Consider the following 16,176-nt stretch of genomic DNA (forward strand, 5'->3'; position numbering starts at 1 on the left):
TCTGCCGCGCGGTTCGTCGACTGGCTCACCTTTGCTCGAGCAAGTGCAGCGGCGAATTCGCACTTCAGAATCAAGCAGGAATAGACTTGAGACGGCGGCAAACAGGATGCCCCGCGACCGAATTGAATTTGCTTGCACTCAGTGGCCTCAACCGCGACGAGATCGGTGCACTTTTCCTACGAATCTTTGCCCAATGGGTTCGCTCATCAGCGAGGGAAACCAAAGACGCGGGCCGTAGACGAACCTGGCGCGCAGCATCCACGGGCGCTAGATTGACTCGCAGGTACTATGTCGACCTCGGGCGTAGCGCGCGGCAACTGTCTTCGTTCTTGCTGCATATCAAGCACGGCCTTTCAATCGGGGCCTCCGGCGCAACACAGAACTTGAGGTGGGCCAGTCCTTGAAGACGCCGGTATTTAGCTCGGATGGCATCACAGCCCCGCTTCGCCAGCTCACTTTCCGAAGGATCTGGCTCACCAGTGTACTTGCGAATCTGGGGGCGCTGATCCGGAGCGTCGGCGCCGCGTGGGCCATGACGCAGATGACGTCGTCAGCCGATAAGGTCGCGCTCGTCCAGACCGCGCTGATGCTGCCCGTGATGCTAATTTCGATGCCCGCCGGCGCGATTGCGGACATGCACGACCGACGCATCGTGGCGCTGGTGTCCGTTACTATAGCGCTAACCGGAGCGGCCTCATTGACGACGCTCGCTTGGATGGGCCTGCTCACCCCAAATTTACTGCTGATTTCATGTTTTGTGGTGGGCACCGGAATGGCCCTGATGGATCCTGCTTGGCAATCTTCCGTCAGCGAGCAAGTGCCACCGGAGACACTTCCCGCCGCGGTCGCGCTCAATAGCATCAGCTATAACATTGCGCGCAGCGTCGGGCCGGCTATCGGCGGAGTCATCGTCGCAACCGCGGGGGCGGTCGCTTCGTTCGCGGTCAATACTTTGCTTTATCTCCCGCTGATTCTGGCGCTCTTTCTTTGGAAGCGCGTCTCAGAACCGGCTCGTCTACCACCCGAACGGCTAAGCCGGGCGATTGTTTCGGGAGTGCGCTACATCGCCAATTCGCCGTCGATCAAGATCGTACTGCTCCGATCAATGGTGATGGGCGTAATCGGCGGAGGAATCATCGCGCTGATGCCCTTAGTAGCTCGCGACCTGCTGCGGGGAAGCGCTCAAACATATGGCATCATCCTCAGCGCTTTCGGCCTTGGAGCAGTAGTAGGCGCCCTTAACATCACGATTATACGCAAACACATGAGCGGGGAAGCGGCGATCCGCGCCTGTGCTTTGTCGATGAGTGGAGCGATTACCGCAGTAGCGCTGAGCGACGTGCCGCTGTTGACGATAGTCGCATTATTCCTCGCCGGTGCTGTGTGGATGATCGCTTGGGCGCTCTTCAACATCGGAGTTCAGCTGTCGGCGCCTCGCTGGGTCGCTGGCCGTTCGCTGGCGGCGTACCAAGCGGCCGGATCTGGCGGGATCGCCGTCGGTAGCTGGGCTTGGGGGTATCTGGCGGACGTAATCGGCGTGCAAACGGCCCTTTTGATCTCGGCTGGGTTGATGATGGCATCACCAGTCCTCGGTGTGTGGCTACGCATGCCGCGCATAAGTGCTCGTGAAGAAGACGCCGAAATATTGGCCGACCCCGAGGTTCGGCTCGAACTTTCCGCTCGGAGCGGACCTTTGGTCGTCGAAATTGAGTATCGGGTAGAAAAGGTAAACGCACGAGCTTTCCACAAAGTGATGCAGGACGTGCAGCTGGTGCGCAAGCGCAACGGCGCGTATGGTTGGTCTATCGCGCGAGACATCGCTGACCCGGAGTTGTGGACCGAACGCTATCACTGTCCAACATGGTTAGATTATTTGCGACAGCGTAACCGCGCGACCCAATCAGAGCGGGACCTGGATAGACAGGCGGCCGCGTTTCACATGGGTCCAGTGCCCATCCGTGTGCGGCGCATGCTGGAGCGCCCCTTTGGATCGGTTCGCCGGAAAGAAGACCTACTCGATGCTGCCGCGAGGGATGCAATGCACGGTGAACGACTGCTTCGGAGTTGAACAAGAAGCAGAGCGGGAATTTGGAGGTGAGCGGACATAAGGGGCGGCCCGCGGAATGGCAGGGCGAAGCTCAACACGCGCAGGATGCTGACCCACCCGGAGAACCCTTTTTATAAGGTCGAAGCGCTGTGAACCGAACTCCGCAGGTGATCTGTCCGGAATCGGCCTGATGACAGACGTTGATAAAAAAGGGCCACTCCCGAAGGAGTGGCCCGCCAAGTCAGGGAGGAAATTGCCCCCTAGGGAGCCTCTGGGGATCAGGCCGCAGCCTGATCGATCGGAGAAAAAGGTAGGCCGAGACTTTCGGCGACAGCCTTATATGTGAGACGGCCCCGATAGACATTTAGGCCGGCACGAAGATGGCGATCTTCAAGAATCGCTGCAAAGCCCTTGTTGGCCAAAGAAAGACCGAAGGGCAACGTTGCATTGTTCAGAGCGTGGCTTGAGGTAAGCGGCACAGCCCCTGGCATGTTCGCGACGCAATAGTGAATTACGCCATCAACTTCGTATGTTGGATCAGCATGCGTGGTCGCATGCGACGTTTCGAAGCAGCCGCCCTGGTCGATGGCCACGTCCACGATGACAGAGCCTTTGCGCATCGAACTCAACATCTTGCGGCTCACCAACTTAGGTGCACTCGCTCCGGGCACAAGGACTGCACCAATGACGACGTCCGCGGAGAATACCTCTTCTTCAACGCTCTCGATCGTGGAGAACCTGGTGCGGACCCGCCCCTGGAAGAGTTCGTCCAACTCACGGAGGCGATTTATCGACCGGTCGACGACAGTGATTTCGGCACCAAGGCCGACCGCCATCCGCGCGGCATGCGTACCGACCACGCCTCCCCCGACTATAACGATCCGGGCGGCCTGGACGCCCGGAACGCCACCTATCAACAGTCCGCGGCCCCCTGCGTAGCGCTTCAACGCCGTACCGGCCGCCTCGATCGCGAGCCTCCCAGCAACTTCGCTCATCGGCGCGAGCAGCGGGAGACCGCCCTGCGCGTCCGTTACGGTTTCATACGCGACGGCCGTGCAGCCCGACTTCAACAGTCCCTTCGCTTGTTCCGGATCAGGCGCCAAATGCAGGTATGTAAAAAGTATCTGGTTCTCTCGAAGCTGTACCCATTCGGAGGGCTGCGGCTCCTTCACCTTGACGATCATCTCGCTCGATGCAAACACTTCGCGAGCAGATTCTGCAATCGTGGCGCCTGCCTTGCGATAGTCATCATCTGTCGAGCCGATGCCGGAGCCGGCATTGGTCTCGACCATGACCTTGTGACCAGCGCTCACATACTCGCGTACGGCTCCAGGCGTCAGACCAACACGATATTCATGTGTTTTGATCTCCTTGGGAACGCCGACCTTCATATCAATCTCCTCGTTCGATGTGCCCTTGTAATCAAAAATCGCGGTGTTCCAGCTTCGGAGAGAGTGGAACAGCGTAGAAATACAGCTTTGTTTTTCCGTTTGCGCAGGATTTCGAACAGCCCGAACGAGCCCGCCGCCGAGCATTCGCGAGACCACGTGCTCGGGCCCGTCCGAAACCAACCACCTCTCTCAAACGAAACTACCGGATTGGCATCCAACAAGGTACTGTGCCGTTCGACACTTCGGCGAGAATTGCTCGAGTCCACTCAGTGGGCGTCAGTAGAAGATCGCATTTTTCAATCATTCCCGCCATCATTCGCCCCGTCGTATGCAGCCGATTGGTCGCCGAAGCGTAGTCGGGTGCGCTCAAACTGCTGCCGAGATGGTAACCGTCCAGGATCGCCAGCTCGAGTTCGTCCGCCCTCGGGTGCCGCTGTTCCGATGCGAGCCTTGTGCGAGCAGACAAGGTGATATTCGCAGCCAATATCGTAGTGATGGCGCCGATCAATTTAGATTATTCGAAATCAGGAGGCTCGATCTCGACCACTTCATGGCCGATAGTTTCACACAACCTGGCCATCATCTGCTGTGCACTTGAGGCAGATTGGATCCACTCAAAGACCCCAGGGATCTCGCCAGACAGTTATTCGGAGCGGCCGACCGAACGGCGTGCCGAGGCATGCCTCGAAAACTGAGCCGCTCGGAGAAGCATAAGGCGCACCAGGCTCAAACCCGCCAATCAGATCGAGTGCCCGAGCAGTGTCTCGTACCGTGCGACTGATCACGCCGTCACTGGCCAGCCCTCCCCACCCGTCACCCTTGAATGCACCAGCCGGCTCCTTCCACGAGTAGGCTGGAAGCCAAACACGCTGCAACAAGATGCTGGAGTTCGAATGGATCGCCGCCATCGCTTCCGCGCGCGATCGGCACTACCCCGCACGCGACGGCAACTGCCGCGCCTCCCGACGAGCCGCCTGCGGTCCGCTGCAATGAAGCCAGCTTAACGGAAACGAATTGCCAGCGTGGAGTCGCTCTTCAAACGTCATCATCTCTCCCCAACACGCCTCTCGTCATCTGGTGCAATTCGAGCGGTGAAACTGTTGAAAGGCAGAAACATGATAAGTCAGCAGCGCCGTCCGCGAAGTGGTTCATCTCGAGCCAACGAGCAGCGGCAAATACATCGATGAACAGCGGTCTCATAACGCCGTCTCACCGGAGACTGCGAAGCGCGCGATCAGTCTGCTTAATCTACGAGACCTATATGCCGCAGCAAAAGCACCATCATCATACTGAGCCACAATCAAGTTGCTGGTCGTGGATCGATTGGCGTACTGCCCCGGAGGCCCAAGATATCCTCGAGCTCCTTAGCGCCCGCCAACAGCGCTCCGTCCGCGCGAGGAGCCGCGACCATCTGCAATCCAACCGGAAGACCCGAATCGGTGAAGCCGCAGGGCAGAGATAGCGCCGGGCAACACACGAGTGTGATCGCAAAAGCTATCGCGACCCACTCGATATAGTTATCGAACCTTTCGCCATTGCATTCCGAAACGTAGCGATCTCGCACTGGAAATGGCTCCACGATCGTTGCGGGCGATAGGAGTAGGTCGTATTCCTCGAAGAATTTGAGAACCCGCGCAGCCATCGCCACTCGCTGCGCCTCAGCGCGCTCGATCTGCTCCATGGATAGCTTCAGGCCTTCCTCGATGTTCCAGATAACCTCCGGCTTCAGAAGGTCGCGATGGTTTCGCAGAAGAGAAGCCTTGCTGACAGCAAAGTCGAACGCACGGAGGATCTGGAAGCACTCATGGGCTTCTCGCAGATCCGGATGAGCCTCATCAACAATCACGCCGGTCTCGGCGAAGCGCCGCGCAGCTCTTTCCGCCACTGCTGCGACTTGCGGGTCGACAGGCGTAATGCCCAGATTCGACGAAAACGCAACGCGCTTCGGTCTCTTACCGCTCCGCGTGGTCGCCAAAAAGGATTCAGATGGTGACGGAAGGGATAGCGGATCACCTGGGTGTTCCCCGCTCATCGCGTCCAACATTAGTGCGACATCTTCGACCGTCCGCGCCATGGGGCCCTGGATGCCAAGGTTGCGGTCGATCTTGAATTTCGGGGTTCGCGCCACGCGACCTAGGCTCGGCCGTAGGCCAACTACACCGCAGAAACTTGCCGGGTTTCGGAGCGAGCCGCCCATGTCAGAGCCGTGCGCGAGCCATGCCATCCCGGCGGCGAGGGCGGCCGCGGCGCCACCAGACGAACCAGCGGCTGAGCGCGAAGCGTTCCAAGGGTTGAGCGTAGCTCCGAAAAGTTCGTTGACAGTGTTCGCGCCTGCGCCGAACTCGGAGGTGTTCGATCTCGCATATATAACGCCCCCGCTCCGCTCGAGTCTGTCGACTAAAATGTCCGAACTGATCGGAGTATTATCCCTGAAGATGCGCGAACCTTGGGTGTTCCGTAAGCCGGCGACATCGACCAGGTCTTTTATTGCTACCGGCAAACCAGCTAGGCAACCTCGCTGACTAACGGGTTGATGCATCAGCGCGCAAGCATGGTCGCGCGCTCTGTCAAAACACAAGATAGGCAGTGCATTGACTTTACTATCGACTTCCGCGATTCGCTTTTCGAGCACATCCAGAAGATCGATGGGCGTGATCTCGCCCGCTATCAGCTTCTCGACGATACGGCAGGCTGTGTCACGGATCAACTCGTGCACTTCGAAAACTCCAGTTGTCTTATCGATTCCCGAAAGGTGGTCGAGTGAAGCAGAGTGCGGGGGCAAATAGGAACCGCTCCCGCGTCTCGAACTGCGACCGGTTTGAGCGACTGTGATCGAGTGCAGGCAAGATTGATCGTCGCGTGGATCGGATCACCTCGAATTTCTCATAAGACACCCTGTCGGCCTGCGGAACGAACTTACGGGGTCCTTGAGAAGAAAACGGCGAAGAACTTAAAGAGACACGCGAATATCCTGCCTATTTGGCGGACAATACGCAGGAAATCGTCTTTACATATCTCATCCCGCCATTTCGATGGGATGCCATCCGTTCGGCGGATGGAGGCCGTCTCTCCGGAGACCACCACGTGCACGGCCCAAGAACTCAAAATCAACGCCAGCCTGAAAACGCACGACCAGTGGCCATATTCGGAGCGGCGCAGAATTGGTAATGCTTAATATGAACCGATCGGTCGGATCGCGGCTCGATCCCATTGCCAACTGCCAGTTGAGGAGCTCAGATGCGAGCATTAGCACCAGTTGCGGTTTGGCGCTTGCATGCTACCGGCCTCCGCCGACTTCTAGATCGTCTTGTTCTTCATCCAATCCGGTGAACCGATGTTCAACTAATGTCTAGGGACTCTCATGGGGCACACCAACTCGCGAGCGAGGCACCGCTCCGGCCACCTGGGCGCGAGATAGTTGCGCGCTGCAGCCGTGTGTCGCCCAGCATGGACTGGCTTAAACCCACGGTCTTCTTGGTCCCGGGTCTCGGTTGGTAGCGTGACTACAGGGTCGACCTCATCCGATCTCGACGGGCGAGCGCAAGCTCTCCAAGCGCAAACGCCGTTTCGCGCTTCTTGTCCCGAGCTGGATGCACTGCGCATGAACTCCGGCAGCTCGCGCCTCGCGAACCGTCCACCGTGTTCTCGCCTGCTTAGCCGCCTTTTAAAGAGCATTGGAGCTCACACGGGCCGCTCGTGAATGGTCTGGCTTATCCATCGTGCAATTCCCGCTAGACCGTCGTCTGTATGCTGCTGCCCTATCACCTGAACCCCGACGGGAAGCTCATGGATAGCAAGGAGTGGCATTGTGATGGTTGGAGCACCAAGCACAGAGGTGACGGCATTGTAGTTAGGCAAGCCGGTCGTGTGTATGACACCGGAATCAACGCCCTTGTTGTTCAAAGTTGGCGCGGGACCGACGGAAGATGGAGAAATAATGGCATCGGCGACGTTCGAGATTTCCTGGTGGGCTGCTCTTGCCGCGTCACGTTTTGAGAGTACCAGACGGTAGTCATCGAGCGTCATCTTGCGTGCGATATCGAGACGCGACCTAAGGCTTTCGCTCAACCCTCCACCAAACTGTTCGAGAAGGTTCTCAAGTGACCAACGCATTTCGTATGCGCAAATGTCCCGGCTTATCGCCAGACTTTCGCTAATTGCCTGCTCAAAAGCCTCCACGAGTGGGTGATCTGTTCTGCCGATAATCTCTACGCCGGCGCGGTGGAGATCCGACAGAAGACTATCGAATGCTCCCTTAGTGGCTTCATCCAGCTCTGGCGCTCCTTCCGCTTCCATCACAATGAGCCTCGCTGGGCGCGCCGCGGCGTGGAGCACTGTTCCGCCGTAGAGGCCCGGAAAACCGGGGTCTCCTCCCGACCTCTTGGCGACTTCTATCGAAACTTGCCACATATCCTGAAGATCGCCAGCATGAATGCCTATATGGCTCTGGCTGAAACCCAGCCGCTCCCCGCGATTAAGAGCGCCGAGAGTGGGCTTAATCGCGTAGTTCGCACAAAAGCTCGCCGGCCTGATCACTGAGCCAACGACCTGTGTTCCGATCGCCGCAGGAACCATGCGGGCACCGACCACCGCTGCGGATCCGCTGGATGATCCCCCTGGGGTACGAAGCGGATCAAACGGGTTGGTGGTCGGTCCGGGGTGAGACATACCGAGCTCGGTTGTAACCGTCTTTCCGAGGACAATGGCGCCGGCTCTCCTGAGTGCTTGCACGCAAGCAGAATCTTGTTTGGTGTAATTGCCTTCGAATAGGGGCGAGCCCATGCGAGTAGGCATGTCTTTAGTCATCAGCATGTCTTTTATGCCGACTGGCATACCATCGATGTTCGATAGCTCACGTCCGGCCTGATACCGGTTCGTCGAGGCATCGGCAGCGGATCTCGCCGCCGGGATGTTCATCTCGACCCAGGCCCGGACAACCGGTTCGCGGGTCTCGATGGTTTCAAGACATCTCTCGAGGTATTTGCGGGGGTTGTCCGTACCGTCCTTAAAGGCCGGCACCGCATCGTGGAATGTGAGAGGCTGAAAGTCAGCGGGGCTATATTGGGCGGACAACGGATTATCCTCGGAGTTGAGTTGTTGGATGAGCTAAAGACAGGATTGCTCCAACCGCGCTGAACGATTGAAGTGTGTTATTGGGCCCCGGTGACGAGGCGTCGCGATGGCTCAGCGAGCGAGCTCCGAAGCTCTTTCTTCATAACCTTGCCCATCGTATTCCGCGGCAGTTCATTGACAACGATCACCTGCTTAGGGACCTTGTAGTTTGCGAGACGATCCTTGACACGCTGAATCACTTCGCCGGCGGCCGGCGGGAGCTCTTTGTCTGAAGGGATGACGAAAGCTACGACACACTCGCCGAAGTCGGGATGCGGAGCACCGACGACTGCTGACTCTTGAACAGAGGGCATTTCGTCGATCACTGCTTCTATCTCGGCGGGATAGACATTGTAGCCGCCGCTGATAATGAGATCCTTGGCTCGGCCGGTGATCGATACGTATCCTTGGTCATCGACAAATCCCAGATCGCCAGTGCGGAAGAAGCCGTCGGCTGTGAATTCCGCGCGGGTCTGGTCCGGCCTATTCCAGTAACCGGAAAACAGGCCTGGCCCTCGCGCTTGAATCATTCCGATAGTTCCCGCTTTCAAAACCTCATCGCTACTTCCACTGATGCGCAGATCGACTCCAGGAATCGGAAGCCCTACTGAACTTGGCTTGCGCTCGCCTTCCAAGGGATTCGAGCAGAGGATCATTGCTTCCGTCGAACCATAACGTTCCAGAATACGATGACCGGTGCGGGCTTCGAATTGGCCATGCACATCCGCGGAAAGAGGTGCGGACCCCGATACGAAAAGCCGCACTCGTCTGCACCGATCACTGTTTAGCAACGGGCTCGACAACAATCGATGGTAATAGGTCGGCACGCCCATGAATACGGTCGAACGGGGAAGGGCCTTGAGTACATCGGCAGCATCGAACTTGCTTTGAAGAAGCAGCCGCGCTCCGCTTGCCAGAGCTACGTTGAACGAAATGAAAAGTCCGTGGCTGTGGAAGATCGGCAGAGTGTGGAGGAGAACGTCCGATGCGGAGAAGCCCCAGAGTTCGCTCAAGGTCTGCGCAGAGTACGAGAGCGCACCATGGCTGATGAGAGCACCTTTAGGGCGTCCGGTGGTACCGGACGTATAGAGAAGCGCGGCCGGGGCGCCTTCAGTCAGCTCGATCGTCCGGTATGTTGGATCTACCAACTCAACGATGGCCGCGAACGTCCCTTCTCCTTGTGGACCGAAGGTGAAGGCCTTCGTTGTCGCTGGTACGATCTCCGCCGCAAGAGTTTCCGCGGTTAGTCCCGTGAAGAATACCGCCGGCTGAGCATCCTGCAGGAGATAAGCCAATTCGGCTGGCCGGTAGGCGGTGTTCATCGGCAAATAGCAAAATCCTGCACGCAAGCAGGCGAGGTACAAGGCGAACGCGTGCGCCGACTTTTCCAGTTGGACCGCGACGCGATCACCGGTTGCGCATCCGGATCGCCGCAATGCATTCGCATATCGTCCTGACAGGACGTGAAGCCATTCACGCGTGAGCGTCTGGCCGGTCTCGAGCTCGAAGACCGCGCCGGTTGGCTCCAGTTGCAGCCAGGTCTCGAACAACCGGTAGAAATTTGCATCAGTCATTGATTTGAGCCGTCTTCGTTTTGGGTCTCCGGGGCGCAACCCGCGCTCAGTGGTGGGGCAGCCCCTAAACTGCCTTCTCAACGAATTTTGACGTTTTAATACGAGTAAAAAAAATATCTTTCAAGAGGAAAAAAATATGACAGCTTTTGGTGGCAGCCTTGAGTGCGTCCTCAAAGGGAAGGGAATGAGCCTAATTTTCCGCAATGGATTTGTCAGAGATCGAGTCGGCCCTCTCCCGCCAGGAGGAGCTACACAACGGTTCGGGGCTTTTGCGGCGCGCGCGAGGCGCTTCATGCAGCTTTTCGTCGGTGCGTCCAGTTGCACTCAGCGTTGAGACGCCACGTTACGTAGCTGTGCGTCGAGAGGTGATGAAAGCTGGCCCACGCTTGATGTGTCCATCGGTGTTTTCCGATGTCATTCGCGTTTACTCGATTCAATGCAGCTCGGAGGTGACCCCATTCTAATCAGCGGGTTGAGCTGTTAGGCCTCCAGATCAGTCCTTGGTCAGGAGCGCCGTCCCATTTCGACAATTAGGTCTGCGAACACGCGGCCGCCAACGCTGATATGATCTCGCATCGCGCTCCCGGCCGTCTCCTCGTCGCCCCTCAATATGGCCTCGAGGATCTGGGCGTGATCAGCGAACGAGCGGCGGATGCGACCTGGCTTCTGAAAGGGGTACCTGCGATACACGCGTAAGCGACCGCGGACGTCCTTGATGCTCGTTTCGAGATAATCGTTGCACGAACAGCGATAGATCAGCTCGTGAAATTCCGTATTGATCGCGTCGTACTTCTCGAAATCCTGGGTCGGAATGAATGCCGCGCTGCGCCGGTGAATCTCGGCCAGCTCCTCCCGGAGGTCAGGCGAGATCCGCGACGCGGCGAGCCTGGCCGCCATGCTTTCGAGCTCGGTCATGACCTCGAACATCGAGATCACCTGCTCGACGCTAAGCAGCGTAACGATAGCGCCACGACGCTGACGCAACTCAACCAGGCCGATCGAAGAAAGCTGGATAAGGGCCTCGCGCACCGGCGTTTTCGAGACGCCGAACCGTTCTGAGAGTGGCCGCTCCTCCAAACGCGAGCCTGGCGGAAAGGCGCCTGACTCGATCTCGTGGCGAATCCACTGCGCGATCTCCTCTGTTCGGTATGGCTTCTTGGTCAGCAAAGCGGAATCCACGACCATCTCCCCATGAAAGCGACCCTTGCAGTAAGCCCAGACATTTCCATCTTGACAGATATTTTTTTTAAGAACAATAAAACACCTATGGATCAGGAGAAAGCACTTGAGCGGTCGGGGCTGCCGACGCTGCGTGTCTCTGAAACGAGCGCGTGGATCCTTTTGAACAGGCCGCAGCAGCACAATCGGTTCGAGCCGGCGGACATCGAAGCGCTTTCGGCGATGCTAAGAGAATTGGCGGGACACAAGGGGCTGCGGGTTCTAATCGTCACGGCCAGCGGGCCGAGCTTCAGCTCGGGATTTGACCTCGACACGCTGTCAAGCGAGCGAGCGGTGGAGTGCACGGCCACGTTTGCGGCTATGTGCGACTTGCTCGAAGCGTTGCCGATCCCGACGGTGTGCGGACTTAATGGGAATGTCTACGGGGGAGCCACTGACTTCGCGCTCGCGTGCGACTTCCGCATCGGGATCGAAGGTTGTCGTTTGCAGATGTCTCCTGCACGGCTAGGCATCCAGTACTACCATTCCGGTCTCCGCCGATACGTAGAGAGACTCGGCCTGCCCGAGGCCAAGCGGTTGTTTCTAATGGGGGAGCAGATTGACACCGCCACGATGTTGCGGATCGGCTTTCTCACCGAAACCTGTACGCCCGACAGTTTCGAAGCGCGATTGGAGGTCGTTGCCGGAATGCTCGCTCAGCGTTCTCCGGCTTCGCTCCGCGGCCTAAAGGCGTCGCTCAATTCAATTTGCCGAGGTACCGCCGATCCGGCAGAGATCAACGCGAGATTCTTTGAAAGTCTCTCTTGCGCCGATGCTCAGGAAGGGCTGAAGGCTTGGTCCGAGCGCCGCCTTCCTGGCTTCGCGGCCGTATGAAATCCTGCACGCTCTTGCCGCCGAGAGGGCCCCGGGGCGGTGATTCCCGGATCCAATTTCGCGTTATCCAAGAAGACGCATGGTTACTGAGTTGCGGCGTGACGATCAGATCGCAAGTGCCGTACAAACCTCCAACTTGGAACGCAAAGAACGCAGCAATCCGGCGATCTTCGGCGCCCTCTTGCAGGATTTCAAACAGACGACGGAGTTCGCGGACTTGGTCGCGATGATATCACAACTGAGCGCGAGGACTCGGCTGACCCGATACGCCTCAACCAACCGATGCAGGGTCTCGCGATCGAGATCGATCGAAGCCGGAATAGATGGGCTTCTTCGTTGTTTTGCCCCATTCGCAGTGATCCTCGATCTGCAATGCGAGTAGCGCTTGCGAGGGAGGCCCGCGGGTTCATCAACGATGGATCGGGTTTTTCAAAGATTTGCAGAGCAATTGACCGAAAGCACGCATCGAGACGCAGCTCAGCAGAGCATGGCCGAAGTCGCCGCTGCGCTCGAACTGTCGTGCTTCGCATATCTCGCTTTTCCCAGTAGGCCGGGCAGTGCTCCCAATCTGATCTCGACATATCCACCGTCATGGACCGCCATCTATCTGCAGCGCGGCTACGAATCCGTCGATCCGGTGGTACGTCGGGCAATGCGCCAGCCTAAGCCCTTCCAATGGGGACTTGGATTCGAAGCGCGAAATCGGTCTGAGGCAGAACGCGCTCTGTTCGAAAAAGCCGCCAAATTTGGGATTCGCTGCGGATTTACATTCCCTATCCACGATGACAGGGGCGCGCTCGCCGCGCTGAGCTTTGCAAGCGACGATAATCGAACTGGTTTCGAGCGCTCGCTGATCGAGCACGCCCAGAGCCTGCAGTTAATCGCAACGTTTTTCCATGCACATGCAAAACGCTTCTGGACGATAGATCGCATGGTCGGTGGGGTGGTGCTGTCTCCTCGAGAGTACCAGTGTCTCGAATGGTCCGCGCGCGGCAAATCAGCTGGGGAGATTGGGATCATTCTCAGCATCGCAGAGCGAACCGCGGGATTTCACCTGGATAACGCGCGCGCGAAGCTTGGCGTCAGCTCGCTTCGTCAAGCGATCGTGCTGTTGACCGAGTCAAAATGTCGAAAATAGATCAACCACAAGCTGCAAGCACCTGTGCACCTCCACAGGATGTGCTCTCCTGCCTTCTCTGCTTGCTTGCCCGAAGCAAGGCAAGGAGGCAAGAATGATGCAGCTCATCACGCCGGAGTACTACGGCGAATTCGTCGACGATCTCACCGAGATGCACCGGCTGCGGTATCGCGTTTTCAAACAGCGCCTGGACTGGAACGTCGAGGTCAGCGGCGAGATGGAAGTCGACGAGTTTGACGTCCTTCGACCCGTGCACCTCCTGAACCGCTCGAACGCTGGACGTCTTCAGGGTTGCGTCCGCCTTCTGGCCTCGACCGGCCCAACCATGCTGAGAGACACCTTCCCGATCCTTCTGGACGGCCAGGCGGCGCCACGAAGCCACCGGATTTGGGAGAGCAGTCGATTCGCGCTCGATGTTCCTCCGGATGCGCCGAAGGCAAATGGTGGACTTGCTGCTGCTACTTACGAGCTGTTTGCGGGCATGATTGAATTCGGCCTTTCGATTGAATTGACCGAAATCGTTACCGTCACTGACGCCCAGATGGAACGCATTCTTCGCCGCGCGGGCTGGCCGCTCCGCAAAATCGGAAACGCTCGTCCTCTCGGAAACACCACGGCCATTGTGCTGGATACTTGGAGGTCTCGCCCGATGCGTTGCATCGCATCCGCAAAGCGGGACACATCTCAGGTCCGGTGCTCTGGGCTCCGGTCATCCGAGCGGCCGCCTAGGATCTGGAAGCAAGTACAAACGGGGCATCGCTGCGCATTGGAGCGGTGCCCATCTGCTTAAGATTTACGATGCACAAACCACGTCGATCAACACCCTCCCCTCAGGCCGGCAAGGCAATCGAACTGAAACACCTGCGATCGGCCGTTGCTGCGGCCGATTGCGGCAGCTTCCGCGGAGCCGCGGAGTTGCTGAGGTCGCAACAATCGAGCCTCAGTCGAAGGATCGACGAGATCGAGCACCACTTGGGCATCGCCGTCTTCGAGCGCCACAGCGGAGGCGTGCGCCCGACGCAGGCCGGCCGCGACGTGCTTCGGCTGGCGAGGACCATTCTGGATGAGTTCGACGCGTCATCGCCACCGCGAGATCCGTTCATAACAGCGGAACCGGCCGTCTGACCGTCGGCTTCTGCACCTCGCTTTCGGCAGGCAATCTGCAAGCCTCGCTACTCGCGTTCAAAGAGAGGTTCCCGCAGATCGCACTTGCGACGGTCGAACGATCACGGACGCGTTTGGCAGCGGCACTTCGAAACGGCGCAATCGATGTCCTGATCGTGACAGGGAGCCTCCCATTGTTGGACACTGAAGAAATGCCGCTTTGGAGCGAGCGTGTTCTTCTAGCCTTGCCCCATGATCATCCGCTCGCCGGGCGCGAGACTGTGTGCTGGACTGACCTGCGCGGCGAGACAGTGCTGCTCAGCCATTATGACGCGGGAAAGGAGCTCGAAGATCTTCTGATTTCCAAGCTCTTCTCGCCCGAGGATCGCCCCAAGATCGAGCGCCACGACGTCAGTCGCGGAATCGTCAAAAGCCTCATCAGCATGCACACAGGGATAAGCCTGGTGCTTGAGTCCGATATGGGGGCAAATTTTGCGGGCCTGACGTACCGAGAACTGCGCGATGGCTCGGCTCCGAGCCGTTTCGACTTTTCGGCCCATTGGCGAGCCGAAAATAATAATCCAGCCCTGCAGGAGTTCCTGAAGCTGCTCTCTGAGCGCTATTCCCCGCCCGTCGGACGTTGACGCGCCCGTCGAGCTTTCCGGAAATTCCGGTCCGCTGCCATGAACCGCGCCAACATCGGAGCGATAAGCTTAGCTGGATCCCCGATCGGTTGGCCGGTCTCCTGCGCGAGGATTTCAGCATAGGCCACAAGATCCCGGTGGACACGCGCGGGTAGTTCGTGCGTGACCTTGACTGGCTTATCGTCCTCGATTGCACCGAGTTTGAGTTTGGCCATTATCGTCCCCTGTACGGCTCGAGCACCAGGTCGCGATTGACGATCACCCGCACCGGAAATCCCGGACGAATCGTCAAGGTCGGCTGGATGTTGAGATTGCGGCCGACCACCTGCTGGCCCGTCTGGTTCATCGAGTCCCCCGCCCCGCGGCGGAGCGCAGCGATGAGGTCGCTGTTGGTGCTCCCCGTATTCGATCCGGAATTCACCTCGGTGCCGACGGCGAGCAGCGTCGAAAGCGCAGCGGCCCCCAACAGCTCCTTCCAATGGTTGTCGACCTCATCCTCAAGCCCAGAGTAGCCCGCGATATCTGCGCCCGGCTGCCGCTCCAGGACGATCGACCGCCCATTTGGCATGATGAGGCGCGTCCACACCAGGAGGACGCGCGATTGGCCAAATGCGACTTGGCTATCATACGTCCCGATCAACCGGGCTCCTTGCGGGATAAGGCGAGCTCGCCCGGTAGGGGAATCGTATACCGCTTCTGTGACTTGGGCCGTGATCTGCCCAGGCAGGTCGGACCGAATCCCCGTGATGAGAGCAGCCGGAATGACCGTTCCCGCCTGGACTACAAATGGAGAGACCGGTCTTGCCAGGCGATCGGGACTGGTGGTTCGACGGTCAACGGAAGCACTGACGAATGCAAGTTTTCGATCCTGACCATTCTGGGCAAATGCTTCGTCGGATGATGGCGCTGCATTTGATGGGGCTTCACTTGGCGATGCGACAGAGGCCTGTGCGCGGACGTTCGTGCTGGCAAACACCTTGCTGGTGCGTGCCGCCTCGCTCTCCTGATTGACGCGCTGCTGTTCAGCGTCAACACCGAGCGGGCTGGACGTCGAAGAGCCCTGTGCTGCAACGATCGGCCGGCCAAGATCGCCGGGTATCGTAACTGATTTGCG

At 58.4% G+C, this 16,176-nt stretch carries 12 protein-coding genes and 2 pseudogenes; 6 read left to right on the forward strand and 8 right to left on the reverse strand.

What is annotated here, in order from left to right; translation table 11 throughout:
* The first annotated feature begins 388 nt into the window (after positions 1-388).
* A complete protein-coding gene (locus tag ABID59_RS21105) occupies positions 389-2,068 on the forward strand; it encodes an MFS transporter (RefSeq protein WP_354084632.1) in 1,680 nt (559 codons plus the stop codon).
* Positions 2,069-2,325: 257 nt separating this feature from the next.
* Here ABID59_RS21105 and ald read toward each other — a convergent pair whose 3' ends face one another.
* The 6 genes from ald to ABID59_RS21135 all read right to left on the reverse strand — a co-directional run bounded on the left by ald (position 2,326) and on the right by ABID59_RS21135 (position 11,303).
* Positions 2,326-3,438, reverse strand: a complete 1,113-nt coding sequence (gene ald, locus ABID59_RS21110; protein ID WP_354084803.1) for an alanine dehydrogenase — start codon at positions 3,436-3,438, stop codon at positions 2,326-2,328.
* Between the two features lie 813 nt (positions 3,439-4,251).
* Positions 4,252-4,428 (reverse strand): amidase family protein, encoded by a 177-nt coding sequence (locus ABID59_RS21115; protein WP_354084633.1) that lies wholly within the window; start codon positions 4,426-4,428, stop codon positions 4,252-4,254.
* Positions 4,429-4,738: 310 nt separating this feature from the next.
* Positions 4,739-6,154 carry an amidase gene (locus tag ABID59_RS21120; protein WP_354084634.1) on the reverse strand — a complete coding sequence of 472 codons (1,416 nt, stop codon included), beginning with the start codon at positions 6,152-6,154 and terminating at the stop codon, positions 4,739-4,741.
* 965 nt (positions 6,155-7,119) lie between these two features.
* Positions 7,120-8,511, reverse strand: a complete 1,392-nt coding sequence (locus ABID59_RS21125; RefSeq protein ID WP_354084635.1) for an amidase — start codon at positions 8,509-8,511, stop codon at positions 7,120-7,122.
* Between the two features lie 77 nt (positions 8,512-8,588).
* Positions 8,589-10,124: an AMP-binding protein gene (locus tag ABID59_RS21130; RefSeq protein WP_354084636.1), complete on the reverse strand. Its 1,536-nt coding sequence runs from the start codon at positions 10,122-10,124 to the stop codon at positions 8,589-8,591.
* A 504-nt stretch (positions 10,125-10,628) separates the two neighbouring features.
* A complete protein-coding gene (locus ABID59_RS21135) occupies positions 10,629-11,303 on the reverse strand; it encodes a GntR family transcriptional regulator (protein ID WP_354084637.1) in 675 nt (224 codons plus the stop codon).
* Positions 11,304-11,315: 12 nt separating this feature from the next.
* On the opposite strand from ABID59_RS21135, the gene ABID59_RS21140 reads away from it, so the two are divergent.
* The 5 genes and pseudogenes from ABID59_RS21140 to ABID59_RS21160 all read left to right on the forward strand — a co-directional run bounded on the left by ABID59_RS21140 (position 11,316) and on the right by ABID59_RS21160 (position 15,062).
* Positions 11,316-12,176, forward strand: a complete 861-nt coding sequence (locus ABID59_RS21140) for an enoyl-CoA hydratase/isomerase family protein (RefSeq protein WP_354084638.1) — start codon at positions 11,316-11,318, stop codon at positions 12,174-12,176.
* Positions 12,177-12,591: 415 nt separating this feature from the next.
* Positions 12,592-13,314, forward strand: a complete 723-nt coding sequence (locus ABID59_RS21145; protein ID WP_354084639.1) for a helix-turn-helix transcriptional regulator — start codon at positions 12,592-12,594, stop codon at positions 13,312-13,314.
* Positions 13,315-13,408: 94 nt separating this feature from the next.
* Positions 13,409-14,043: pseudogene (locus tag ABID59_RS21150) on the forward strand (acyl-homoserine-lactone synthase).
* A gap of 69 nt (positions 14,044-14,112) precedes the next feature.
* Positions 14,113-14,439 (forward strand): LysR family transcriptional regulator, encoded by a 327-nt coding sequence (locus ABID59_RS21155; RefSeq protein WP_354084640.1) that lies wholly within the window; start codon positions 14,113-14,115, stop codon positions 14,437-14,439.
* Positions 14,440-14,474: 35 nt separating this feature from the next.
* Complete coding sequence (locus ABID59_RS21160) at positions 14,475-15,062, forward strand: LysR family substrate-binding domain-containing protein (RefSeq protein ID WP_354084804.1); 588 nt, start codon at positions 14,475-14,477, stop codon at positions 15,060-15,062.
* Here ABID59_RS21160 and ABID59_RS21165 read toward each other — a convergent pair.
* Both ABID59_RS21165 and ABID59_RS21170 read right to left on the reverse strand, forming a co-directional pair.
* Entirely contained in the window at positions 15,038-15,277 is a 240-nt protein-coding gene (locus ABID59_RS21165; protein ID WP_354084641.1) for a DUF2274 domain-containing protein, read from the reverse strand. The genes ABID59_RS21160 and ABID59_RS21165 overlap by 25 nt on opposite strands.
* Positions 15,277-16,161, reverse strand: a pseudogene (locus ABID59_RS21170) (TraB/TrbI/VirB10 family type IV secretion system protein); the annotation flags it as partial. The pseudogene ABID59_RS21170 and the gene ABID59_RS21165, both read right to left, overlap by 1 nt.
* Positions 16,162-16,176: the final 15 nt, after the last annotated feature.

This window comes from Bradyrhizobium sp. S3.3.6, from assembly GCF_040546905.1.
GTDB lineage: Bacteria > Pseudomonadota > Alphaproteobacteria > Rhizobiales > Xanthobacteraceae > Bradyrhizobium > Bradyrhizobium cytisi.

Coding starts and splice junctions, on each gene's coding strand:
- ald (WP_354084803.1), bottom strand. CDS start 3,438: ATGAAGGTCGGCGTTCCCAAGGAGATCAAAACACATGAATATCGTGTT.
- ABID59_RS21165 (WP_354084641.1), bottom strand. CDS start 15,277: ATGGCCAAACTCAAACTCGGTGCAATCGAGGACGATAAGCCAGTCAAG.
- ABID59_RS21155 (WP_354084640.1), top strand. CDS start 14,113: ATGCACAAACCACGTCGATCAACACCCTCCCCTCAGGCCGGCAAGGCA.
- ABID59_RS21145 (WP_354084639.1), top strand. CDS start 12,592: ATGGATCGGGTTTTTCAAAGATTTGCAGAGCAATTGACCGAAAGCACG.
- ABID59_RS21130 (WP_354084636.1), bottom strand. CDS start 10,124: ATGACTGATGCAAATTTCTACCGGTTGTTCGAGACCTGGCTGCAACTG.
- ABID59_RS21140 (WP_354084638.1), top strand. CDS start 11,316: ATGAAAGCGACCCTTGCAGTAAGCCCAGACATTTCCATCTTGACAGAT.